This is a genomic window from Cyclobacterium lianum (genome assembly GCF_900143075.1).
In the GTDB taxonomy this organism is placed as follows: Bacteria; Bacteroidota; Bacteroidia; order Cytophagales; family Cyclobacteriaceae; genus Cyclobacterium; species Cyclobacterium lianum.
Window position 1 is genome coordinate 366,024 of the sequence record NZ_FRCY01000002.1, and the last position, 15,495, is coordinate 381,518.

Consider the following 15,495-nt stretch of genomic DNA (forward strand, 5'->3'; position numbering starts at 1 on the left):
AATGTTATTTTTAAGTTTGCGAACTCCTTATTTAACAAACTTTAACCCATGAAGGAAGCCAAACGGTATGAAGTGGTGGGACTCATGTCCGGAACTTCAGGAGACGGACTGGATTTTGCCTGTTGCAGTTTTTCCAAAAATGAGTCCTGGAATTTCGAAATTATTGAAGCCCGTACCGTACCATTTCCGACACAGCTCGGTAAGGCGCTCAAAACAGCCCACCTTCTGGACGCAGCCTCCCTGGAGATATTAGACATCCAGTTCGGTCACTGGATGGGTAAAGAGGTCAAAGCCCTGTGTGCTGCCTATGGGTTTCGTCCTGAGGCCATTGGTTCTCACGGACATACCGTTTTTCACCAACCGCACAAGGGTATGACCAAACAAATCGGAGACGGATATGCCTTATGGCAATCATCCGGTATTCCGGTGATCAACGATTTCAGAAAACTGGACCTGATACTCGGCGGACAAGGGGCTCCATTGGTACCTGTGGGTGATGCCTTGCTTTTTTCAGAATATGATTTCGCCCTGAACCTGGGAGGGATTGCCAATATTTCCATGGAAATAGGAAACGAAAGAAGGGCCTTTGATACCTGTCCCTTCAATCTTTTGCTCAATCATGCCGCGCAGAAAGCGGGAAAAGCATTTGATGCCAGTGGAAACATTGCCAGGTCCGGCAAAGTAAATGAGCTACTGCTCGAAAAATTGGAGAGGCTTCCCTATTATGCGATTTCCGGAGCAAAATCACTCGCCAGGGAAGACATCGAACGGGATTTTCTTCCGATTCTTGAAAAAGCGGAAACGTCCGTACCTGACACCCTGGCTACACTTTCCGAACATTTTGCCGGCTGCATTGCAGACGTTCTACTCAGAAATGCCGGGTCAGCGGGCAAAAAAAATTTACTCATCACCGGAGGGGGGGCATATAATGCCTTTTTTATAGAAAATCTTTCAGCGAAAATCCATTCCCGTATCGGCCTCAGCCTGCCCGAAAACCAGATCATAGACTTCAAGGAAGCTTTGGTCTTTGCATTTTTGGGGGTATTGAGAATGAGGGGAGAAAACAATTGCCTGGCATCTGTGACGGCAGCCTCCAGAGACAATTGCGGGGGAACGATGTACGGTTTTTTCCCGGAGCACTGAATCTAAACCAAATAATTCTATGAGAGAACTTCTAAAAAAATTTGAGAATCAGCAGCCAGAAATTGTATTTGAATGGAGTGACAGCGAGTCTGAGGCAGAAGGATGGTTGGTCATCAATTCGCTGAGAGGAGGGGCTGCAGGAGGCGACACCCGCATGAAAAAGGGCATGGAGAAAAAAGAAATCATCCAACTCGCCAAAAACACAGCCATCAAATACACGGTGTCGGGACCAGCTATAGGCGGAGCCAAAGCAGGTATCAATTTCGACCCGAAGGACCCTCGTAAGGAAGATGTGCTGCGTAGGTGGTTTAAGGTCGTTTCTCCCATTTTGAAAAGCTATTTTGGCACCGGGGCAGGCATTCATATAGACGAGGCCATGGAATTGATACCCTTGACTGAAAATTTTGGTCTCTGGCATCCGCAGGAGGGCGTAGTCAATGGCCATTACAAATCAGAAGAACCTAAAAAGATTCAAAAAATCGGCCAGCTGAGATATGGCATGTCCAAAATTATTGAAAACCAGGAATTTTCTCCCTCCCCTACTTCAAAATTGCAGGCCAGCCACCTGATCACTGGTTATGGACTGGCCGAATCGGTCGCACATTATTACAAACTATGGGGAGGCAGCCTGAAGGGGAAGAAAGCCATCATACAGGGCTGGGGAAACGTAGGTGCCGCAGCTGCCTATTTCCTATCCAGAGCTGGAGTTAAGATCGTAGGTATCATCTCACTGGAAGGAGCCATCATCGATAATAACGGTTTGGATACCTCTGAGATCATTAAATTATATGCCAACAAGGATAAAAACAAGCTCGTCAGCAGTCGCCTGATCCCTTTTGAAGAGGGAACCAAAAGCATCTGGGATACTGAGGGAGATATTTTTATACCAGCTGCCAAATCACGGCTTATCGGCAAATCGGAATTGGAAAGGATGATGGCCGGAGGATTGGAGCTGATCGCCTCTGGTGCCAATTTCCCATTTGCGGAAAATGACATATTTATGGGACCTGTGAGTACACATGCAGACGATAACCTCTCGCTGATACCTGATTTTATTTCCAATGTGGGTATTGCAAGAATGGCGGCCTACCTGATGTCAGATAAGGTTCAGGTGACGGATGAGGCTATTTTTCAGGATGTGAGCAAGACGATCTACAAGGCATTGAAAAGGTGTCATGAAGTGAATCCAAAGCGAAGCCAAATCGCCCGTACCGCCTTCGAAATTGCCCTTCAGCAGCTGCATGAGTAAGCTTTTTGATTTTGCCGGTCAAAAAAATATGATGTTTTTTGACCGCTCCCATCAAATTATTTGGTACCTAATCCACAAAATAACTAGTTTAGAGAAATTTATTTCAACCGACCGTTTTTTCAGTTTACAGAAAAGACCTGACTTAATCATTCTTCGAACAATAATAGCAAGTGAATGAAGAAATATATCGCTTCATGCCTCCTTATATTTGGCCTGCTCCTTTCCGGACATATTGCCCAAGCCCAAAAATCACCAAGCTCCACATTATTAGCCCAGGTATCCGAACAAGACACTGAAGCAGAACAAACTGAAAACAGTCCGCAATCAGTACTTGAGCCGTCTCATGAAGACAGCCATGGACATGCGCCCGGTTGGCTGGTCATCCCCTTTGTAGCGCTACTGCTGATGATCGCCACAGGCCCTTTATTTTACGAACACTTCTGGCACCATAACTATCCCAAAATAGCCGTTAGCCTTGCCACCGTAGTCGTGCTCTATTACCTCTTTGTACTGCACAATGTACACAATCCGGTCCATGCCCTGGCCGAATATGTTCAGTTTATTGCCTTACTCGCCTCCCTATTTATCGCCTCCGGAGGAATACTAATAGAAGTGGACAAAAATTCCACCCCCCTGGCCAATGTAATCCTGTTGCTGATAGGTGCACTCATCTCCAATCTTATCGGTACCACGGGAGCATCCATGCTATTGATCCGGCCCTTTATCCGCCTTAACAAACACAACATACAGCCCTATCACATTATCTTTTTTATTTTTATGGTCAGCAATATAGGAGGTTCATTGACACCAATAGGCGACCCACCGCTGTTTTTAGGTTTTTTAAAGGGAGTACCATTCTTCTGGACACTCGAACACAATTGGCCGGCATGGATTCTGGCCTTGGCCATACTTTCCATTATTTTCTATTTTGTAGACAAAAAATTTGGCAGAAATGGTGCCCTGATAGAAACAGAAGAAGAAAACCAGTTTACCAATAAAATATCACTCAGCGGAACCAAGAATTTCTTCTGGTTGCTACTCATTATCATTTCAGTATTTTTGGACCCCAATGTACTGGATTGGGTTCCTGCCATTCATTATGATGGCCAGAAGTTTAGCTTCCTGAGGGAAACCATTATGTTTTCAGTTGCCTTTTTTTCCTACAAATTTGCCGACCAGAAAGCCCTTCAGGGAAATGAATTTAATTTTGAACCTATCCGGGAGGTGGCATTTATCTTTATCGGCATATTCGGTACCATGATGCCCGCGTTGGAACTTGTAGGCACCTTTGCTCAATCCGAAGAAGGAGCAGCCATGATCACCTACAACAGCCTGTACTGGGGCACGGGAATCCTGTCGGGATTTCTGGACAATGCACCCACTTACCTTAATTTCCTGGCAGCAGCCATGGCCTCCCAGGGGGCTGACATCAACATTATCCAGCAGGTAAAAGACTTTGCCATGGACAATTATCTGGATTCAGCGTTCGAATTGATGGCCATCTCCATTGCATCCGTATTTTTCGGCGCCATGACCTATATTGGTAATGGTCCAAACTTTATGGTAAAGTCCATTGCCGAACAAAGCGGAATAAAAATGCCATCCTTCTTTGGCTATATCCTGAGATTTTCCATACCCATACTACTGCCCATCCTTTTTATTACCTGGTTGGTATTCTTTGCCTTTGCCGGATAAAAATCTGCAAAATATAGCGCATGGTACCAGGTGAAGGGGTATTGAGAGTCAAGAACCCGCCCGGAAACGGATCGCTTTACCTGCTATAATCTCTAGAAAAAAACAGTAGCGATACTTTTTCAGGTCAGCCCCCGCCAAACGAATATTGCTTTCCGGAAAGCAAGTAAACCTGTCTGCATTTCCTGCCAGATCACCAGATCATGCGGCTTCGAATGATGAAGGGTATGAAACCTGACCGCAGCAGAGATAAATTGAAAATTGCTGGCCTACAAACAGGCCGGCTGTATGAACAGGAAAGATAAAATTTTGGAAAAAGCGTGGAAGTGAAAAACTAAACGGATATGCTTCAACCTCCCACTGTGGCCTGCACCTGCAGGTCCGTGGCATCCAGAAACCATACTTTCTGGTTGCCTTCAAGACTATAGCTGATTAGCTGTTCATTGGCATCAAAACCCAATGTACCCTGTACCTGGGAGCGGTAAAAAAGGTTGTCTTTCAGCGCAATGACAGCAATTTCATCCACCCGTCCTTCCTGTTTGCTCACCCTGATTTCCTGGATATTGTTCTTTTCCCCGGGTTTCAAACTATGAATCAACACCCCACCTTCCTCACGCGTTTCGTAGGATGAGGCCAGAGCTGCTTTGTTGATGTCCGATTGAAAGAAAAAATCCAGTTCCTTCCGCCAGGATTCCTGATCAGGGGTAAACTCAACCTGTTCTTCTTCATCATTGAAACGAATGGTTTTGACCACTTTCCGGCCAGAACTGTTGTCAATCTTCTGCTCCAGAAAATCCGCAAGGGGAAAGTAGGCGTCGATCTGTGTAGGATTGGCAAAAGGGGTTGATTGTTCCTCTTTACAGCCGATACCTGCCCATATCAGCAGCAATACCCAAACGACCCCTTTCCTGCAGCAGTTCATCCTATTGATCTTTCAGCAGCACCGCTCCGGTCATTTCTGCAGGCCTGGCTATACCCATCAATTTAAGTATGGTAGGTGCCAGGTCTCCCAGTTTACCGTCATTTACTTCCAATCGGTCATGCTTGTCTACCATGATACAGGGCACCAGATTAGTAGTATGAGCGGTGTTTGGCGTACCATCGGGATTGATCATACAATCGCTGTTGCCATGATCTGCGATGACAATAACCGTATAGTCATTTTCCAGCGCCGTCTCGATTACAGCAGAAGCACATTCGTCCACTGCCTCGCAGGCTTTGACAGCGGCCTCAAATACACCCGTGTGTCCCACCATATCGGCGTTGGCAAAATTCAGACATATAAAATCAACTTCTTTTTTGGGAAGTTCCTGATTGATTTTCTTTGCAATTTCATGAGCCGACATTTCGGGCTGCAAATCGTAGGTAGCCACTTTCGGAGAGTTGCAGAGGATCCTTTGTTCTCCTTCGAAGGGCACTTCCCGCCCCCCCGAAAAAAAGAAGGTCACATGCGGATATTTCTCGGTTTCGGCAATTCTGATTTGCTTCTTCCCATACTTTTCTAAAACTTCTCCCAATGTATTGCTAAGGTTGTCTTTTTCGAAAACGACAGGGATATCCTTGAAATTTTCGTCATACAGGGAGAAGGTGACATAATTGAGTTTCAATTTTTTCATGTTGTAATCCGGAAAGTCCTTCTGGGTCAACACTTCCGTTATCTCCCTTCCCCGATCCGTCCTGAAGTTAAAACAGATCACTGTGTCCCCTTCGGCTATCGTTGCCAGCGGTTTCCCATCCTCATCTACCTGGATAATGGGTCGGATAAACTCATCTGTCACACCATTGGCATAGGATTTTCTCAGGGCGGAAAGCAAATCCTTGGATTTTTCTCCTTCTCCATGAACCATGGCATCATATGCCAGCTTCACTCTTTCCCAACGTTTGTCCCTGTCCATGGCGTAATACCTCCCGATGATAGAAGCCAGTTGACCGGCTGAGCTTTCGCAGTGGTTTTTTAAATCCTCCAGAAATCTCACGCCACTTTTCGGGTCGGTATCTCTTCCATCCGTAAAGGCATGAATAAAAACATCCTCCACACCATTTGCTTTTGCAGCATCGCAAAGGCCTTTCAGATGGTAAAGGTGAGCATGAACACCCCCATCAGAAACCAAACCTATCAGGTGAACTTTCCTCCCGGCTTCGACGGCTTCTGAAAAGGCCTTTTTCAATACCGGATGTTCAATCAGATCACCGTCTTTCACGGCTTTATTGATCTTTACCAAATCCTGGTAAACCACCCTACCTGCTCCAATATTCATGTGCCCTACTTCGGAATTACCCATTTGACCTTCCGGTAAGCCAACGGCAAGGCCCGAAGCATCCAGACGGGAATGCGGATATCTTTCGTACAGGCCATCGATGAAGGGAGTTTTGGCTTTATCAATTGCAGAGACTTCCGGACTGGGCGCTATTCCCCAGCCATCGAGAATCATTAATAAAACTTTCTTATTCATGTCTTTTTCTATTGGTTACAATCAAACAAAAATTCCGGTTTTTCCCAATGATTGGTTTCGGATCACTTGCCAGGATATTCATTCCCGGGTTTTCGCTGCCCCGCAAATATAAGACAATAATAAATAGGGCCTGATAAATTCAGCAATAATCTCCCGCAAGCAATCGCTCATCGCTGCCAGGAAACAAACCCGACAATTAATGGGAAACAAACTCTTTTTGGCCTGAATTTTGAGGCTGGAAAAATATGTTGCGTTTAATCCCCATTTTTATTTTTGGCCTGATGTCAATTTCGGTCCTGAGCGAGGATTGCATGGCTCAGGAGGAAAATAATTCTCTGAAAATAGCCTTTCAGCAAGGTTCGATCAGAGAGATCACCCGTTTTCTGGATGATATGGTTGAGATCAGTCTGGACAATGACAAAAGAGACTATTCCCGGAGTCAGGCGGAAATAGTACTTCGCGATTTTTTCAGAAACAACCCTGCCGAAAATTTCGACTTGCAACATGAAGGGCAAACGGGAGACAATTTGTCCTACCTTATTGGGACTTATCATTCACTGGAAAGAAAATACCGGGTCCTTATCAGGGGGAAAATGATCGACAATGCCCGATTTATCATTTACAGCCTGGGAATTATCAGGCAATAAACAGCCTGTCCTGTCGGGAATATTTGTTATTTTTGTTCCGTCATGCAGGAATACATCAATCCAGAAAGTTTACAGCATTTTATACAGGCAGCCTTTCTTGAAGATATCGGAGAGGGAGATCATTCCACCCTGGCGGCAGTACCTCCCGACCAGCAAGGATCTGCCCAACTGCTGATCAAGGAAAACGGCGTGATCGCCGGGCTTGAGTTGGCCAAGACCATTTTTCACTACCACGACCCGGAAATGAAGGTTCGCCTGTTGCTGCAGGATGGACAGTGTGTTCAAGCCGGTGATATAGGCCTGCTGGTAAGTGGCAAAGCCGCCTCCATATTGACAACAGAACGTTTGGTTTTGAACTGCATGCAGCGCATGAGCGGTATCGCCACAAAGACAAAGAAATTAAATGATCTCATCGCCCACACCGGCGCGCAACTGCTGGACACGAGAAAAACTACGCCAAATTTTCGCTTGTTGGAAAAATGGGCTGTCTCTATCGGAGGTGGAAAAAACCATCGGTTTGCCCTCTATGACATGATCATGCTCAAGGACAATCACATTGATTTTGCGGGAGGCATCCCACAAGCCATCAGGGCCACACATGCCTACCTCAGCAAAAAACAGCTCGATCTGAAAATTGAGATTGAAACCAGAAGTTTGCAGGAAGTCCGTCTGGTACTAGATACCGGAGGTGTAGACATCATCATGCTGGACAACATGGATCCGCAAACCATGAAAGAAGCTGTAGGGATGATTGGCAAACAATACCTGACCGAAGCCTCAGGCGGAATTGATGAGGAAACCATTGTGGCTGTGGCTGAGTCAGGTGTGGATTACATCTCTGTGGGCGCGCTCACCCATCAGGTAAAGAGCATGGATATCAGTCTGAAGGCCTTGAAAGGTCATCGGCAAACTGCAAATTGACCAGGTGGGCGTAATGCCCATTGCTTAATGCAGATAGTTCTTCGTGGTTTCCTTCTTCAATGATTTTTCCTGATTTTAGCACGTAGATGCGATCCACCTTCCGGATGGTGGCCAATCTGTGCGCAATGATAATGGTAGTACGGCCTTTCATCAGCTTGTCCAGCGCTTCCTGTACCAGGGCTTCCGAAGCTGCATCCAGCGATGAGGTGGCTTCGTCCAGAATCAATATGGCCGGATCCTTTAAAATGGCTCTGGCAATGGCGATCCTTTGCCTTTGTCCTCCCGAGAGTTTGATGCCTCGCTCTCCCACCAACGTATCCAGGCCATCGGGAAAGCGTTGGATAAATTCCCAGGCATTGGCCTGAGTAGCTGCGGCTATTATTTCCTTCTCTGTAGCACCAGGTCTGGCATACAATATATTTTCCCGGATACTACCGCCAAATAGCAGTACCTCCTGTGGAACAATACCTATGTTTTGCCGTAGTTGCTGTGGATCCCAATGCCGGATAGACTGTCCGTCCAGTAAGATATCTCCTTGTCCTAACGCATAAAACTTGAGCAATAATTGTATAATGGTAGATTTTCCGGCACCGCTATGTCCTGCCAGTGCCACCTTTTCGCCAGGACCGATAGAAAAATCAATGCCATCAAGAACACGATATTCCGGACGGGTGGGATAATGAAATACCACCTGCTTAAATCTGATGGAACCAGCCACTTTTTGCACTTCAGCGCCGGATTTGCGCTCCTCAGCGGCTTCCTCCAGGATCTCCAAAACCCTCTCCGACGAACCGATCGCCTTTTGTACCTGCCCATATATATCACCCAGGCCGGCGATAGATCCTCCGATAAAAGTGGTGTAAAGCACGAAGGATACCAGGTCTCCAATGCTCATTTCGCCGGCACTTACCAATGTAGCACCATACCAGATCACAGCGACGATACCCCCAAACAATGCAAAAATGATAAATGAAATAAACGCTCCCCTGAATTTGGCGGCCTTTAATGCAACTTCCACCACCCTGTCCAGGCGAAAGCGATAACGGTTGGATTCATATGCTTCTCCCGTAAAGGATTTGACCGTCACAATGGACTGGAGGGTTTCCTCTACCACCACATTGGCTGCTGCCAGCTCGTCCTGAGTGGTTTTTGAGAGTTTTCGGATAAACCTGCCAAAAACCATGGCGATGATCACCAGCAAGGGTATGGTTATCAGCATGAATAGCGTCAGTCGCGGCGTGCTATAGAAAAGGAAGGCGATACCTACCAGCAGGGTGATTACCTGCCGCAGCAATTCGGCCAGGGTAATCGAAAAAGTATCCTGAAGCAATGATACATCAGATGTGATCCGACTGATCAATTCCCCCGTTCTCCGTTGATCAAAAAAGGTCATGGGCAACCTTACCAGATGCTCGTAAAGAGCCACCCGGATATCCTTCATGGAGCGCTCGCTGACCTGAGCAAACAGCCAGACGCGGAAAAAGGAAAAGATACTTTGAACCAGCAATATACCCAGCAGTATAAAGGCGATGCCGTTGATGTCATTGATAACCCACTCTTCTCCTGAAGCAGCATCTATTAATTTTCCCGCAACAAACGGAAAGGTCAGCAGCATCAAACTGGATAGAAACAAGAATATCATTCCCGCAATAAAATAGCCCTTGTAGGGAAGCGCAAACCTGAAAATACCCGACAATTTTGCCAGGTTTTTTTTGCTCAATTTTCTTTTTTCCGATTCATCCAGGGGTAAACCTCTTTGTTTGGCCATGGTTGATGCTATGCTTCAAAAGATGTACAACTGTGCGTTTTATTTTTTTGCTCTTCGGTTAAACAATCTCCCGATTCGCTGCAGAAACTTTTTTTCTTTCTCCCAAAAGAAGGTAAACTGCCCAAATATGAAACCATACACCAGTAAAAATATCTGGTAAAGCGGAAGTACCAGTAATAGGTAGATTACCGTCTGCACAAATCCCCCTCCACGGGTATCTACTCCAAGAAGATCAAAAATGGGCTTTTTGACAAACAGGATGGTAAAACCCGTACAGGCAAAAACGATCAGGACCAAGACAACCTGCCAAAGGCTGTTTAGCTTCCATTTTTGTTTAAGCCGCTCCAGAAAACCGGGTTTACTTTCATTTGGCATGGGCTTATTCAAAATCAAAGAGACTTTCGTTCAGGGCTTTCAACACGTGTTCCTTCTGTTTGCCATCGATCAGCAGAGAAACGTTGTGTCTGCTTCCTCCATAGGAAACCATGCGCAGGGGAATCTGTTCCAAACTGTCCATGATTTTATTCAGCACCCCTTCTTCCTCCATGATATTATTGCCTACGATACAAATAATGGAAAGGTGATGGTCTACTTCTACCTTACCCAATTTTTGTATCTCGGCGGTAATCTCTTTCAGATGCGAAACATCGTCAATAGTCAGAGAAATGGCAACCTCCGAAGTGGTGATCATGTCAATGGAGGTGCGGTACCGCTCAAAAATTTCAAAGACCTTTCTCAGAAACCCGTAGGCGAGAAGCATTCTGCTGGATTTGATCTTCAGTGCGGTAATGCCATCCTTTGCGGCAATGGCCTTGACACCTACCTCACCATCCCCGTTACCCGTAATAGTGGTACCAGGTGCCTGCGGTTCCATAGTATTCAGCAATTTTACCGGAACATTGTGGAGCTGGGCGGGCCATATAGAAGCGGGATGAAGGATCTTCGCCCCGAAATAGGCCAATTCCGCCGCCTCATCGAAAGAAAGGTGTGCAATGGCTTTCGTACGGTCAACAATCCTGGGATCGTTATTGTGCATCCCGTCTATATCGGTCCATATCTCTACTACACTGGCAGCCGTGGCGGCCCCGATCAAAGAGGCGGTATAATCGCTTCCCCCTCTCTTCAGGTTATCGACTTCATTCCGGTGATTTTTGCAAATGTACCCCTGTGTGATAAAGATACTGTCTTCGGGATATCTGGACAGGATGGCCTCCAGTCGCTGCCTGATCCGGGACAGCTCAGGCTCATTGTGCTCATCAATACTCATAAATTCCAGGGCCGGAAGAAACACAGCCGGAATTTCCAGTTCCTGCAGCAAGGTATAGAACAGCTTCGTTGAGAGCAATTCTCCCTGAGCAAGAATATCCTTATTTATGGCCTCGTTAAAGGATATTTTTAATATGATGGTCAGAAATTCAAAATGCTCCCGGATGATCTGCAAGGCCTTTGCCCGCCCTGCCTTCGAAGTCAGCAGTTCCAGGTAAAAATTATTGTAGTGCTCATGCAGTGCATCGATCTTCTGCTGGGCCACATCTTTTTTTCCTTCTGCCAGTGCTTCCCCAATACCTACCAGTGCGTTTGTGGTTCCGGAAAGCGCAGACAGCACCACAATTTTTTTATCATCATCAGCTGTAATCAAATCTTTTACCTGATGCATCCTTTCGGGTCTTCCTACGGAAGTACCTCCGAATTTCATGATTTTCATACAAAAAACAGTTTAAATTGTCAGATTGGTGGGAGACTGCTCTTTAGAATCCCAGCATTTTTATCGCCGATATGGCTGCCTCATCTCCTTTGTTTCCATGTTTACCTCCCGCTCTGTCCAGTGCCTGCTGCTGGTTTTCGGGGGTCAGTACGCCAAAGATGACCGGCTTGTCATATTTCAGCCCCACCTCGGTAATACCATGAGCCACGGCACTGCAGATAAAATCGAAATGACGGGTCTCCCCCTGAATTACACAACCCAGGCAAATCACAGCATCAATCTCTTCCAGTTTGGCCAGCCACTGGGCTCCCAGGGGCAATTCAAAGGATCCGGGAACATTCTTCCTGTAAATATTATTTTCCTTTGCTCCATGCCGCAATAAAGTTTCCAATGCAGCGCCATATAGGGATTCGGTGATTTCATCGTTCCACTCGGAAACCACAATGCCGAATTTCCTGGCTTTGATATCGGAAATATTGGCATTCGAATGTTGACTCAGATTTTTTAGGGAAGTGGCCATTTTTACAAAATTTTCATAAAAAAAGAGTAAAACCAAAAACGGCCTTACTCTTCTTTTCAATGTTGAAATTCATTTCAATTAGAAGCCAGGCCTTCAAGCCTTGCTTTGTGTTTTCGGGCTTCAGTATATTCATAAGAATCCGGATACTTCGACTCAATCTCCCCGTAGGCAGCAATGGCTTGCTGCAGGTTACCGGCCTCCTCATGAGCGACTGCCAATTTGGCCAAATACCTTGGTGTAAAATATTTATTCGTGTTGTAATTCGCAGCCCTTTCGTATAAGCTGATGGCCTTGTCCGGATTACCCAGCTCCATGTAGGCGTCGCCGGTAAGCGAGTAAGCCTGGGCCTGCACAAAGAAGTCAGAAGAAGAGAAACTTTCCAGATGGTCTACGGCAGTCTGATATTCTCCCTGAGAAAGATAGATAGACCCGGTATAAAAGTGGGAAAGGTTTGCCGCATCTGTCCCGCCGTAATCCTCAATGATATCCAGGAAACCCGGCTGCACACCGTCTCCATTCAAGGCAAAATCCAGGCTGTCCTGCTCGTAGTAATAAACCGCCTGAAACATTTCGCCCTGAGCTTTCTCATTTTGATTGGCCTTGTGGATCTGATAGCCGACAATCGCGGCAATAATCAATATCATCAGGCCAATGACGCCTCCTACCAATTTGGTGTTTTCCTTCAAAAAGGCTTCTCCCCTTCCCAAACGGGTTGCTATTGCATCCGGATTTTCGAGAAGTTCGTTTGAGGTTTCAGGTGCTGCTTTTCCCTTTCTGGTCTTTTGCTTCGCCATCATTTTAAAATTTGAGTGGCAAATATAGATGATGTTTTAATCAATAACAAAAGTATTGTCCAATCAAAAATGGAAAAGCCTCACTTTAACAGACAGAAAATCAGTAATGGGAGGCGGCAGCCTTGCCGACGGCCACCCCACTAAAATTACAGACCAATAGCAACAAATGACCGGACCAGTATTGATCCGGTCATTGCCATCTATGGGTCAGGAATCTCTCAACTTTTCCAGGGACCCGTGATGGCCAGGGTAATTCCCGGGCCCTGTATGTTTACAAAATAGGTTTTGCCAGATGGAGAAAACACGCCTCCGGCAAGCTCGGAAGCAAAACCAACATTCTCAGCAAGGTGGTACAGCTCTCCTTTTGGCGTAATACCTACCAGAAATGGATGCTTGTGATCTTCACAAAGGATCACATCTCCCCAGGGAGCTACAGCCAGGTTGTCACAATTTTTGAGAATTTCCCGGTCGTTTGGCTCCGCAAAAAGAGTCAATTCGCCGGGCGCCTTTTCTTCTTCGGGAGTTCCTTCCCATTGGCTGGGCACATACTTGAATACCTGACCTGCTCCGATTTTGCCACCATTTGTACAGGCAAAATACACCTCTTTATCTCCCCACCAGATGCCTTCACCTCTGGCAAAAACAGCTGCTCCTTTGTCAAAACCCTGAAAACGCAGGTCATCTTCCGGGGATTCCACGTTTTCAATATCTATCCAGGTGACCTTTTTAGCTTCCATCACCGGAAAATCGGGACCTTCGCTATCCTCCCAATTGCGGGTATCCCTGCTCTTTTCACCCAATATGGCAAGTGCCTGGAGTTTTCCCCCCTTGTCCAATTTGCCCGGCTTATTTGGAATATATCTGTAAAATATGCCGTCACCCCTGTCTTCTGTCAGGTAAACAACGCCGGAAGCCGGATCTACAGCCACTGCCTCATGATTAAATCTCCCCATGGCTTTGATGGGACGGGGGTTAGCCCGCAAAGGCTCTTCTGATGCCGGTACTTCAAACACGTAACCATGATCCGCTTCCAGACGATCTTCGTAATCCCCCTTCTTTAAAGTACTTTCTTCACAGGTAAGCCAGGAGCCCCATGGCGTAATGCCGCCAGCACAATTCCTCACCGTACCTGCGAGGCTGAGGTATTGTCTGACCATATTTCCTGATTGCTCATCGTATACAAAGGTAGTCGTACCCCCCAGAGAAGGCAGAATACCTTTACCAAAATCATAAAAATCCTTTTTATTCAGCTTATCCAAAAGCTCATAATTGGCACCAAATCCTGAATGTTCCATGGCGTCAGGGCTTACTTCATGATTACGAACCACGATCACCCGACCATTTTTGCCCTGAAAAGCCCCCATTCCATCGGCCAACCCCGGCAATGTCAGGCCATCATCCATCGCATCTCCCGCCCGACTGATAATCTTATAGGAAAATCCCTCAGGTAAATTGAGTATGCCCTCCGGGTCCTTTTTCAGAGGCCCGTAGCCAAGCGTGGCCTTTTTTGAAGTGCTGGCTAAAGAAAAACCTGGCTGCATGAATTGGTATAAACCCATAAAACCGATAGTGGCCATTCCTGATGCCTTGATAAAATTTCTTCTCGAATCTTTTGCTGAATGTTTCATTTGTTTGTTATTATACTTCTCTGAATTATCCAATCGCAGGGTACAGTTGCGGGAGATCTGCCTGTTAGCGGACGTGTCCCTCAGTGCGCAACGCAAAATTGTTGTACTGTAGGTAATACCCCGAAAAGCCAAATCATACCTATATACTACCGATAAAATCCGGCAATTGGATGGCAGTCTATTCAAATTCGAAGAAAAATCCTAACGATTTTTTCTGACTGCCCGTGATAAAATCGTTATCATTCCGTTGCCTGTTTCATAACATACCTTTTGCAAAATACCTGCGCTTCCGAACCAAGCCGTTGACAACCGACATAAACAGGGCGGGGATATTGAAACACAAGATGGTCAGGTTCAGAAATAAATCGATAATTAGAATTTTTTTTCAATTTTTTTTGACTTCAAAAATCGGTCGAAAACGGCCAAAATGTCGAAAAAAACGGGTTTTCAGTTTTTAGACCCTAAAAAATGTATTTTAAATTCGTTAAAATGTTTTTTATTATAAAAAATTTATCTACCTTAGCATCATCAAACAGCGATAAAGACAAAGAGGTCAGGAAGAAAGACAGCTAAAAATCCTTCCAACTTCTTAAGGTTCGGGTAGCAGCGGACAGTCTTGCAAAAAATATTGTTTCATATAAATAAAATAAACAGCGTCATGTTAAAGTACACCTACGAAACAGCAGAGAGGGAGTTAAAAACCTGGGTAGACCCTGAAAACGGATCCCTCAACATCCAAATCGGTAACGAAACTGTAAATATTCCCCACCAGATCGGTGCGGAAATGGTTGGCGTAATCCGTCAGAAACAGACCATTTTTCAGGAGATAGAAAGAAAGAAAAACAGCTCCTGGAGCAAGTTTATGGAATCTCTTTCAGGTCAGAAAAGTGAAAACAACGGCTATCACGCTACATTAAAAGACAGGAAGTACAAGGCAGCCTAAACAGCTTCTGCCCTGAACGTCCAGGTCCTTAT

Annotated in this window: 14 protein-coding genes; 6 read left to right on the forward strand and 8 right to left on the reverse strand. The window is 45.8% G+C overall.

The window, feature by feature from the left end:
- Positions 1–48 precede the first annotated feature (48 nt).
- The 3 genes from BUB19_RS04245 to BUB19_RS04260 all read left to right on the forward strand — a co-directional run bounded on the left by BUB19_RS04245 (position 49) and on the right by BUB19_RS04260 (position 4,087).
- Positions 49–1,143 (forward strand): anhydro-N-acetylmuramic acid kinase, encoded by a 1,095-nt coding sequence (locus tag BUB19_RS04245; protein ID WP_073092552.1) that lies wholly within the window; start codon positions 49–51, stop codon positions 1,141–1,143.
- Between the two features lie 19 nt (positions 1,144–1,162).
- Positions 1,163–2,392, forward strand: coding sequence for a Glu/Leu/Phe/Val dehydrogenase dimerization domain-containing protein (locus BUB19_RS04250; RefSeq protein ID WP_073092555.1), 1,230 nt, complete (start codon positions 1,163–1,165; stop codon positions 2,390–2,392).
- 174 nt (positions 2,393–2,566) lie between these two features.
- On the forward strand, positions 2,567–4,087 hold the full coding sequence (locus BUB19_RS04260) for a sodium:proton antiporter (protein WP_073092561.1): 1,521 nt from the start codon (positions 2,567–2,569) through the stop codon (positions 4,085–4,087).
- 346 nt (positions 4,088–4,433) lie between these two features.
- Here BUB19_RS04260 and BUB19_RS04265 read toward each other — a convergent pair whose 3' ends face one another.
- Together BUB19_RS04265 and gpmI are read right to left on the reverse strand one after the other, a co-directional pair.
- Entirely contained in the window at positions 4,434–5,006 is a 573-nt protein-coding gene (locus BUB19_RS04265; protein ID WP_073092564.1) for a hypothetical protein, read from the reverse strand.
- A gap of 1 nt (position 5,007) precedes the next feature.
- Positions 5,008–6,537: a 2,3-bisphosphoglycerate-independent phosphoglycerate mutase gene (gene gpmI, locus BUB19_RS04270; protein WP_073092567.1), complete on the reverse strand. Its 1,530-nt coding sequence runs from the start codon at positions 6,535–6,537 to the stop codon at positions 5,008–5,010.
- Positions 6,538–6,782: 245 nt separating this feature from the next.
- On the opposite strand from gpmI, the gene BUB19_RS04275 reads away from it, so the two are divergent.
- A complete protein-coding gene (locus BUB19_RS04275) occupies positions 6,783–7,184 on the forward strand; it encodes a DUF4783 domain-containing protein (protein ID WP_084096953.1) in 402 nt (133 codons plus the stop codon).
- A 42-nt stretch (positions 7,185–7,226) separates the two neighbouring features.
- Complete coding sequence (gene nadC / locus BUB19_RS04280; RefSeq protein ID WP_073092573.1) at positions 7,227–8,105, forward strand: carboxylating nicotinate-nucleotide diphosphorylase; 879 nt, start codon at positions 7,227–7,229, stop codon at positions 8,103–8,105.
- Here nadC and BUB19_RS04285 read toward each other — a convergent pair.
- The 6 genes from BUB19_RS04285 to BUB19_RS04310 form a co-directional block, all read right to left on the reverse strand.
- Entirely contained in the window at positions 8,062–9,873 is a 1,812-nt protein-coding gene (locus BUB19_RS04285; protein ID WP_073092576.1) for an ABC transporter ATP-binding protein, read from the reverse strand. The two genes, nadC and BUB19_RS04285, sit on opposite strands and share 44 nt — an antisense overlap.
- A 39-nt stretch (positions 9,874–9,912) precedes the next feature.
- Positions 9,913–10,248 (reverse strand): DUF6787 family protein, encoded by a 336-nt coding sequence (locus BUB19_RS04290; protein WP_073092579.1) that lies wholly within the window; start codon positions 10,246–10,248, stop codon positions 9,913–9,915.
- A gap of 4 nt (positions 10,249–10,252) precedes the next feature.
- The gene (locus tag BUB19_RS04295) at positions 10,253–11,578 is read right to left on the reverse strand and encodes an aspartate kinase (RefSeq protein ID WP_073092582.1); all 1,326 of its coding nucleotides are present in this window, start codon (positions 11,576–11,578) and stop codon (positions 10,253–10,255) included.
- Between the two features lie 43 nt (positions 11,579–11,621).
- Positions 11,622–12,098, reverse strand: coding sequence for a 6,7-dimethyl-8-ribityllumazine synthase (gene ribH / locus BUB19_RS04300; protein ID WP_073093171.1), 477 nt, complete (start codon positions 12,096–12,098; stop codon positions 11,622–11,624).
- Positions 12,099–12,172: 74 nt separating this feature from the next.
- Positions 12,173–12,892, reverse strand: a complete 720-nt coding sequence (locus tag BUB19_RS04305; protein WP_073093173.1) for a tetratricopeptide repeat protein — start codon at positions 12,890–12,892, stop codon at positions 12,173–12,175.
- 218 nt (positions 12,893–13,110) lie between these two features.
- Positions 13,111–14,520 (reverse strand): alkaline phosphatase PhoX, encoded by a 1,410-nt coding sequence (locus BUB19_RS04310; RefSeq protein WP_073092586.1) that lies wholly within the window; start codon positions 14,518–14,520, stop codon positions 13,111–13,113.
- A 658-nt stretch (positions 14,521–15,178) separates the two neighbouring features.
- Here BUB19_RS04310 and BUB19_RS04315 point away from each other — a divergent pair.
- Positions 15,179–15,463, forward strand: coding sequence for a hypothetical protein (locus BUB19_RS04315; protein ID WP_073092589.1), 285 nt, complete (start codon positions 15,179–15,181; stop codon positions 15,461–15,463).
- Positions 15,464–15,495 lie beyond the last annotated feature (32 nt).

Excerpts from the sequence above, each read along its gene's own strand:
- gpmI (WP_073092567.1), bottom strand. The coding sequence starts at position 6,537 with ATGAATAAGAAAGTTTTATTAATGATTCTCGATGGCTGGGGAATAGCG.
- BUB19_RS04315 (WP_073092589.1), top strand. The coding sequence starts at position 15,179 with ATGTTAAAGTACACCTACGAAACAGCAGAGAGGGAGTTAAAAACCTGG.
- BUB19_RS04275 (WP_084096953.1), top strand. The coding sequence starts at position 6,783 with ATGTTGCGTTTAATCCCCATTTTTATTTTTGGCCTGATGTCAATTTCG.
- nadC (WP_073092573.1), top strand. The coding sequence starts at position 7,227 with ATGCAGGAATACATCAATCCAGAAAGTTTACAGCATTTTATACAGGCA.
- BUB19_RS04305 (WP_073093173.1), bottom strand. The coding sequence starts at position 12,892 with ATGGCGAAGCAAAAGACCAGAAAGGGAAAAGCAGCACCTGAAACCTCA.
- BUB19_RS04310 (WP_073092586.1), bottom strand. The coding sequence starts at position 14,520 with ATGAAACATTCAGCAAAAGATTCGAGAAGAAATTTTATCAAGGCATCA.
- BUB19_RS04295 (WP_073092582.1), bottom strand. The coding sequence starts at position 11,578 with ATGAAAATCATGAAATTCGGAGGTACTTCCGTAGGAAGACCCGAAAGG.
- BUB19_RS04265 (WP_073092564.1), bottom strand. The coding sequence starts at position 5,006 with ATGAACTGCTGCAGGAAAGGGGTCGTTTGGGTATTGCTGCTGATATGG.
- ribH (WP_073093171.1), bottom strand. The coding sequence starts at position 12,098 with ATGGCCACTTCCCTAAAAAATCTGAGTCAACATTCGAATGCCAATATT.
- BUB19_RS04260 (WP_073092561.1), top strand. The coding sequence starts at position 2,567 with ATGAAGAAATATATCGCTTCATGCCTCCTTATATTTGGCCTGCTCCTT.
- BUB19_RS04250 (WP_073092555.1), top strand. The coding sequence starts at position 1,163 with ATGAGAGAACTTCTAAAAAAATTTGAGAATCAGCAGCCAGAAATTGTA.
- BUB19_RS04245 (WP_073092552.1), top strand. The coding sequence starts at position 49 with ATGAAGGAAGCCAAACGGTATGAAGTGGTGGGACTCATGTCCGGAACT.
- BUB19_RS04290 (WP_073092579.1), bottom strand. The coding sequence starts at position 10,248 with ATGCCAAATGAAAGTAAACCCGGTTTTCTGGAGCGGCTTAAACAAAAA.
- BUB19_RS04285 (WP_073092576.1), bottom strand. The coding sequence starts at position 9,873 with ATGGCCAAACAAAGAGGTTTACCCCTGGATGAATCGGAAAAAAGAAAA.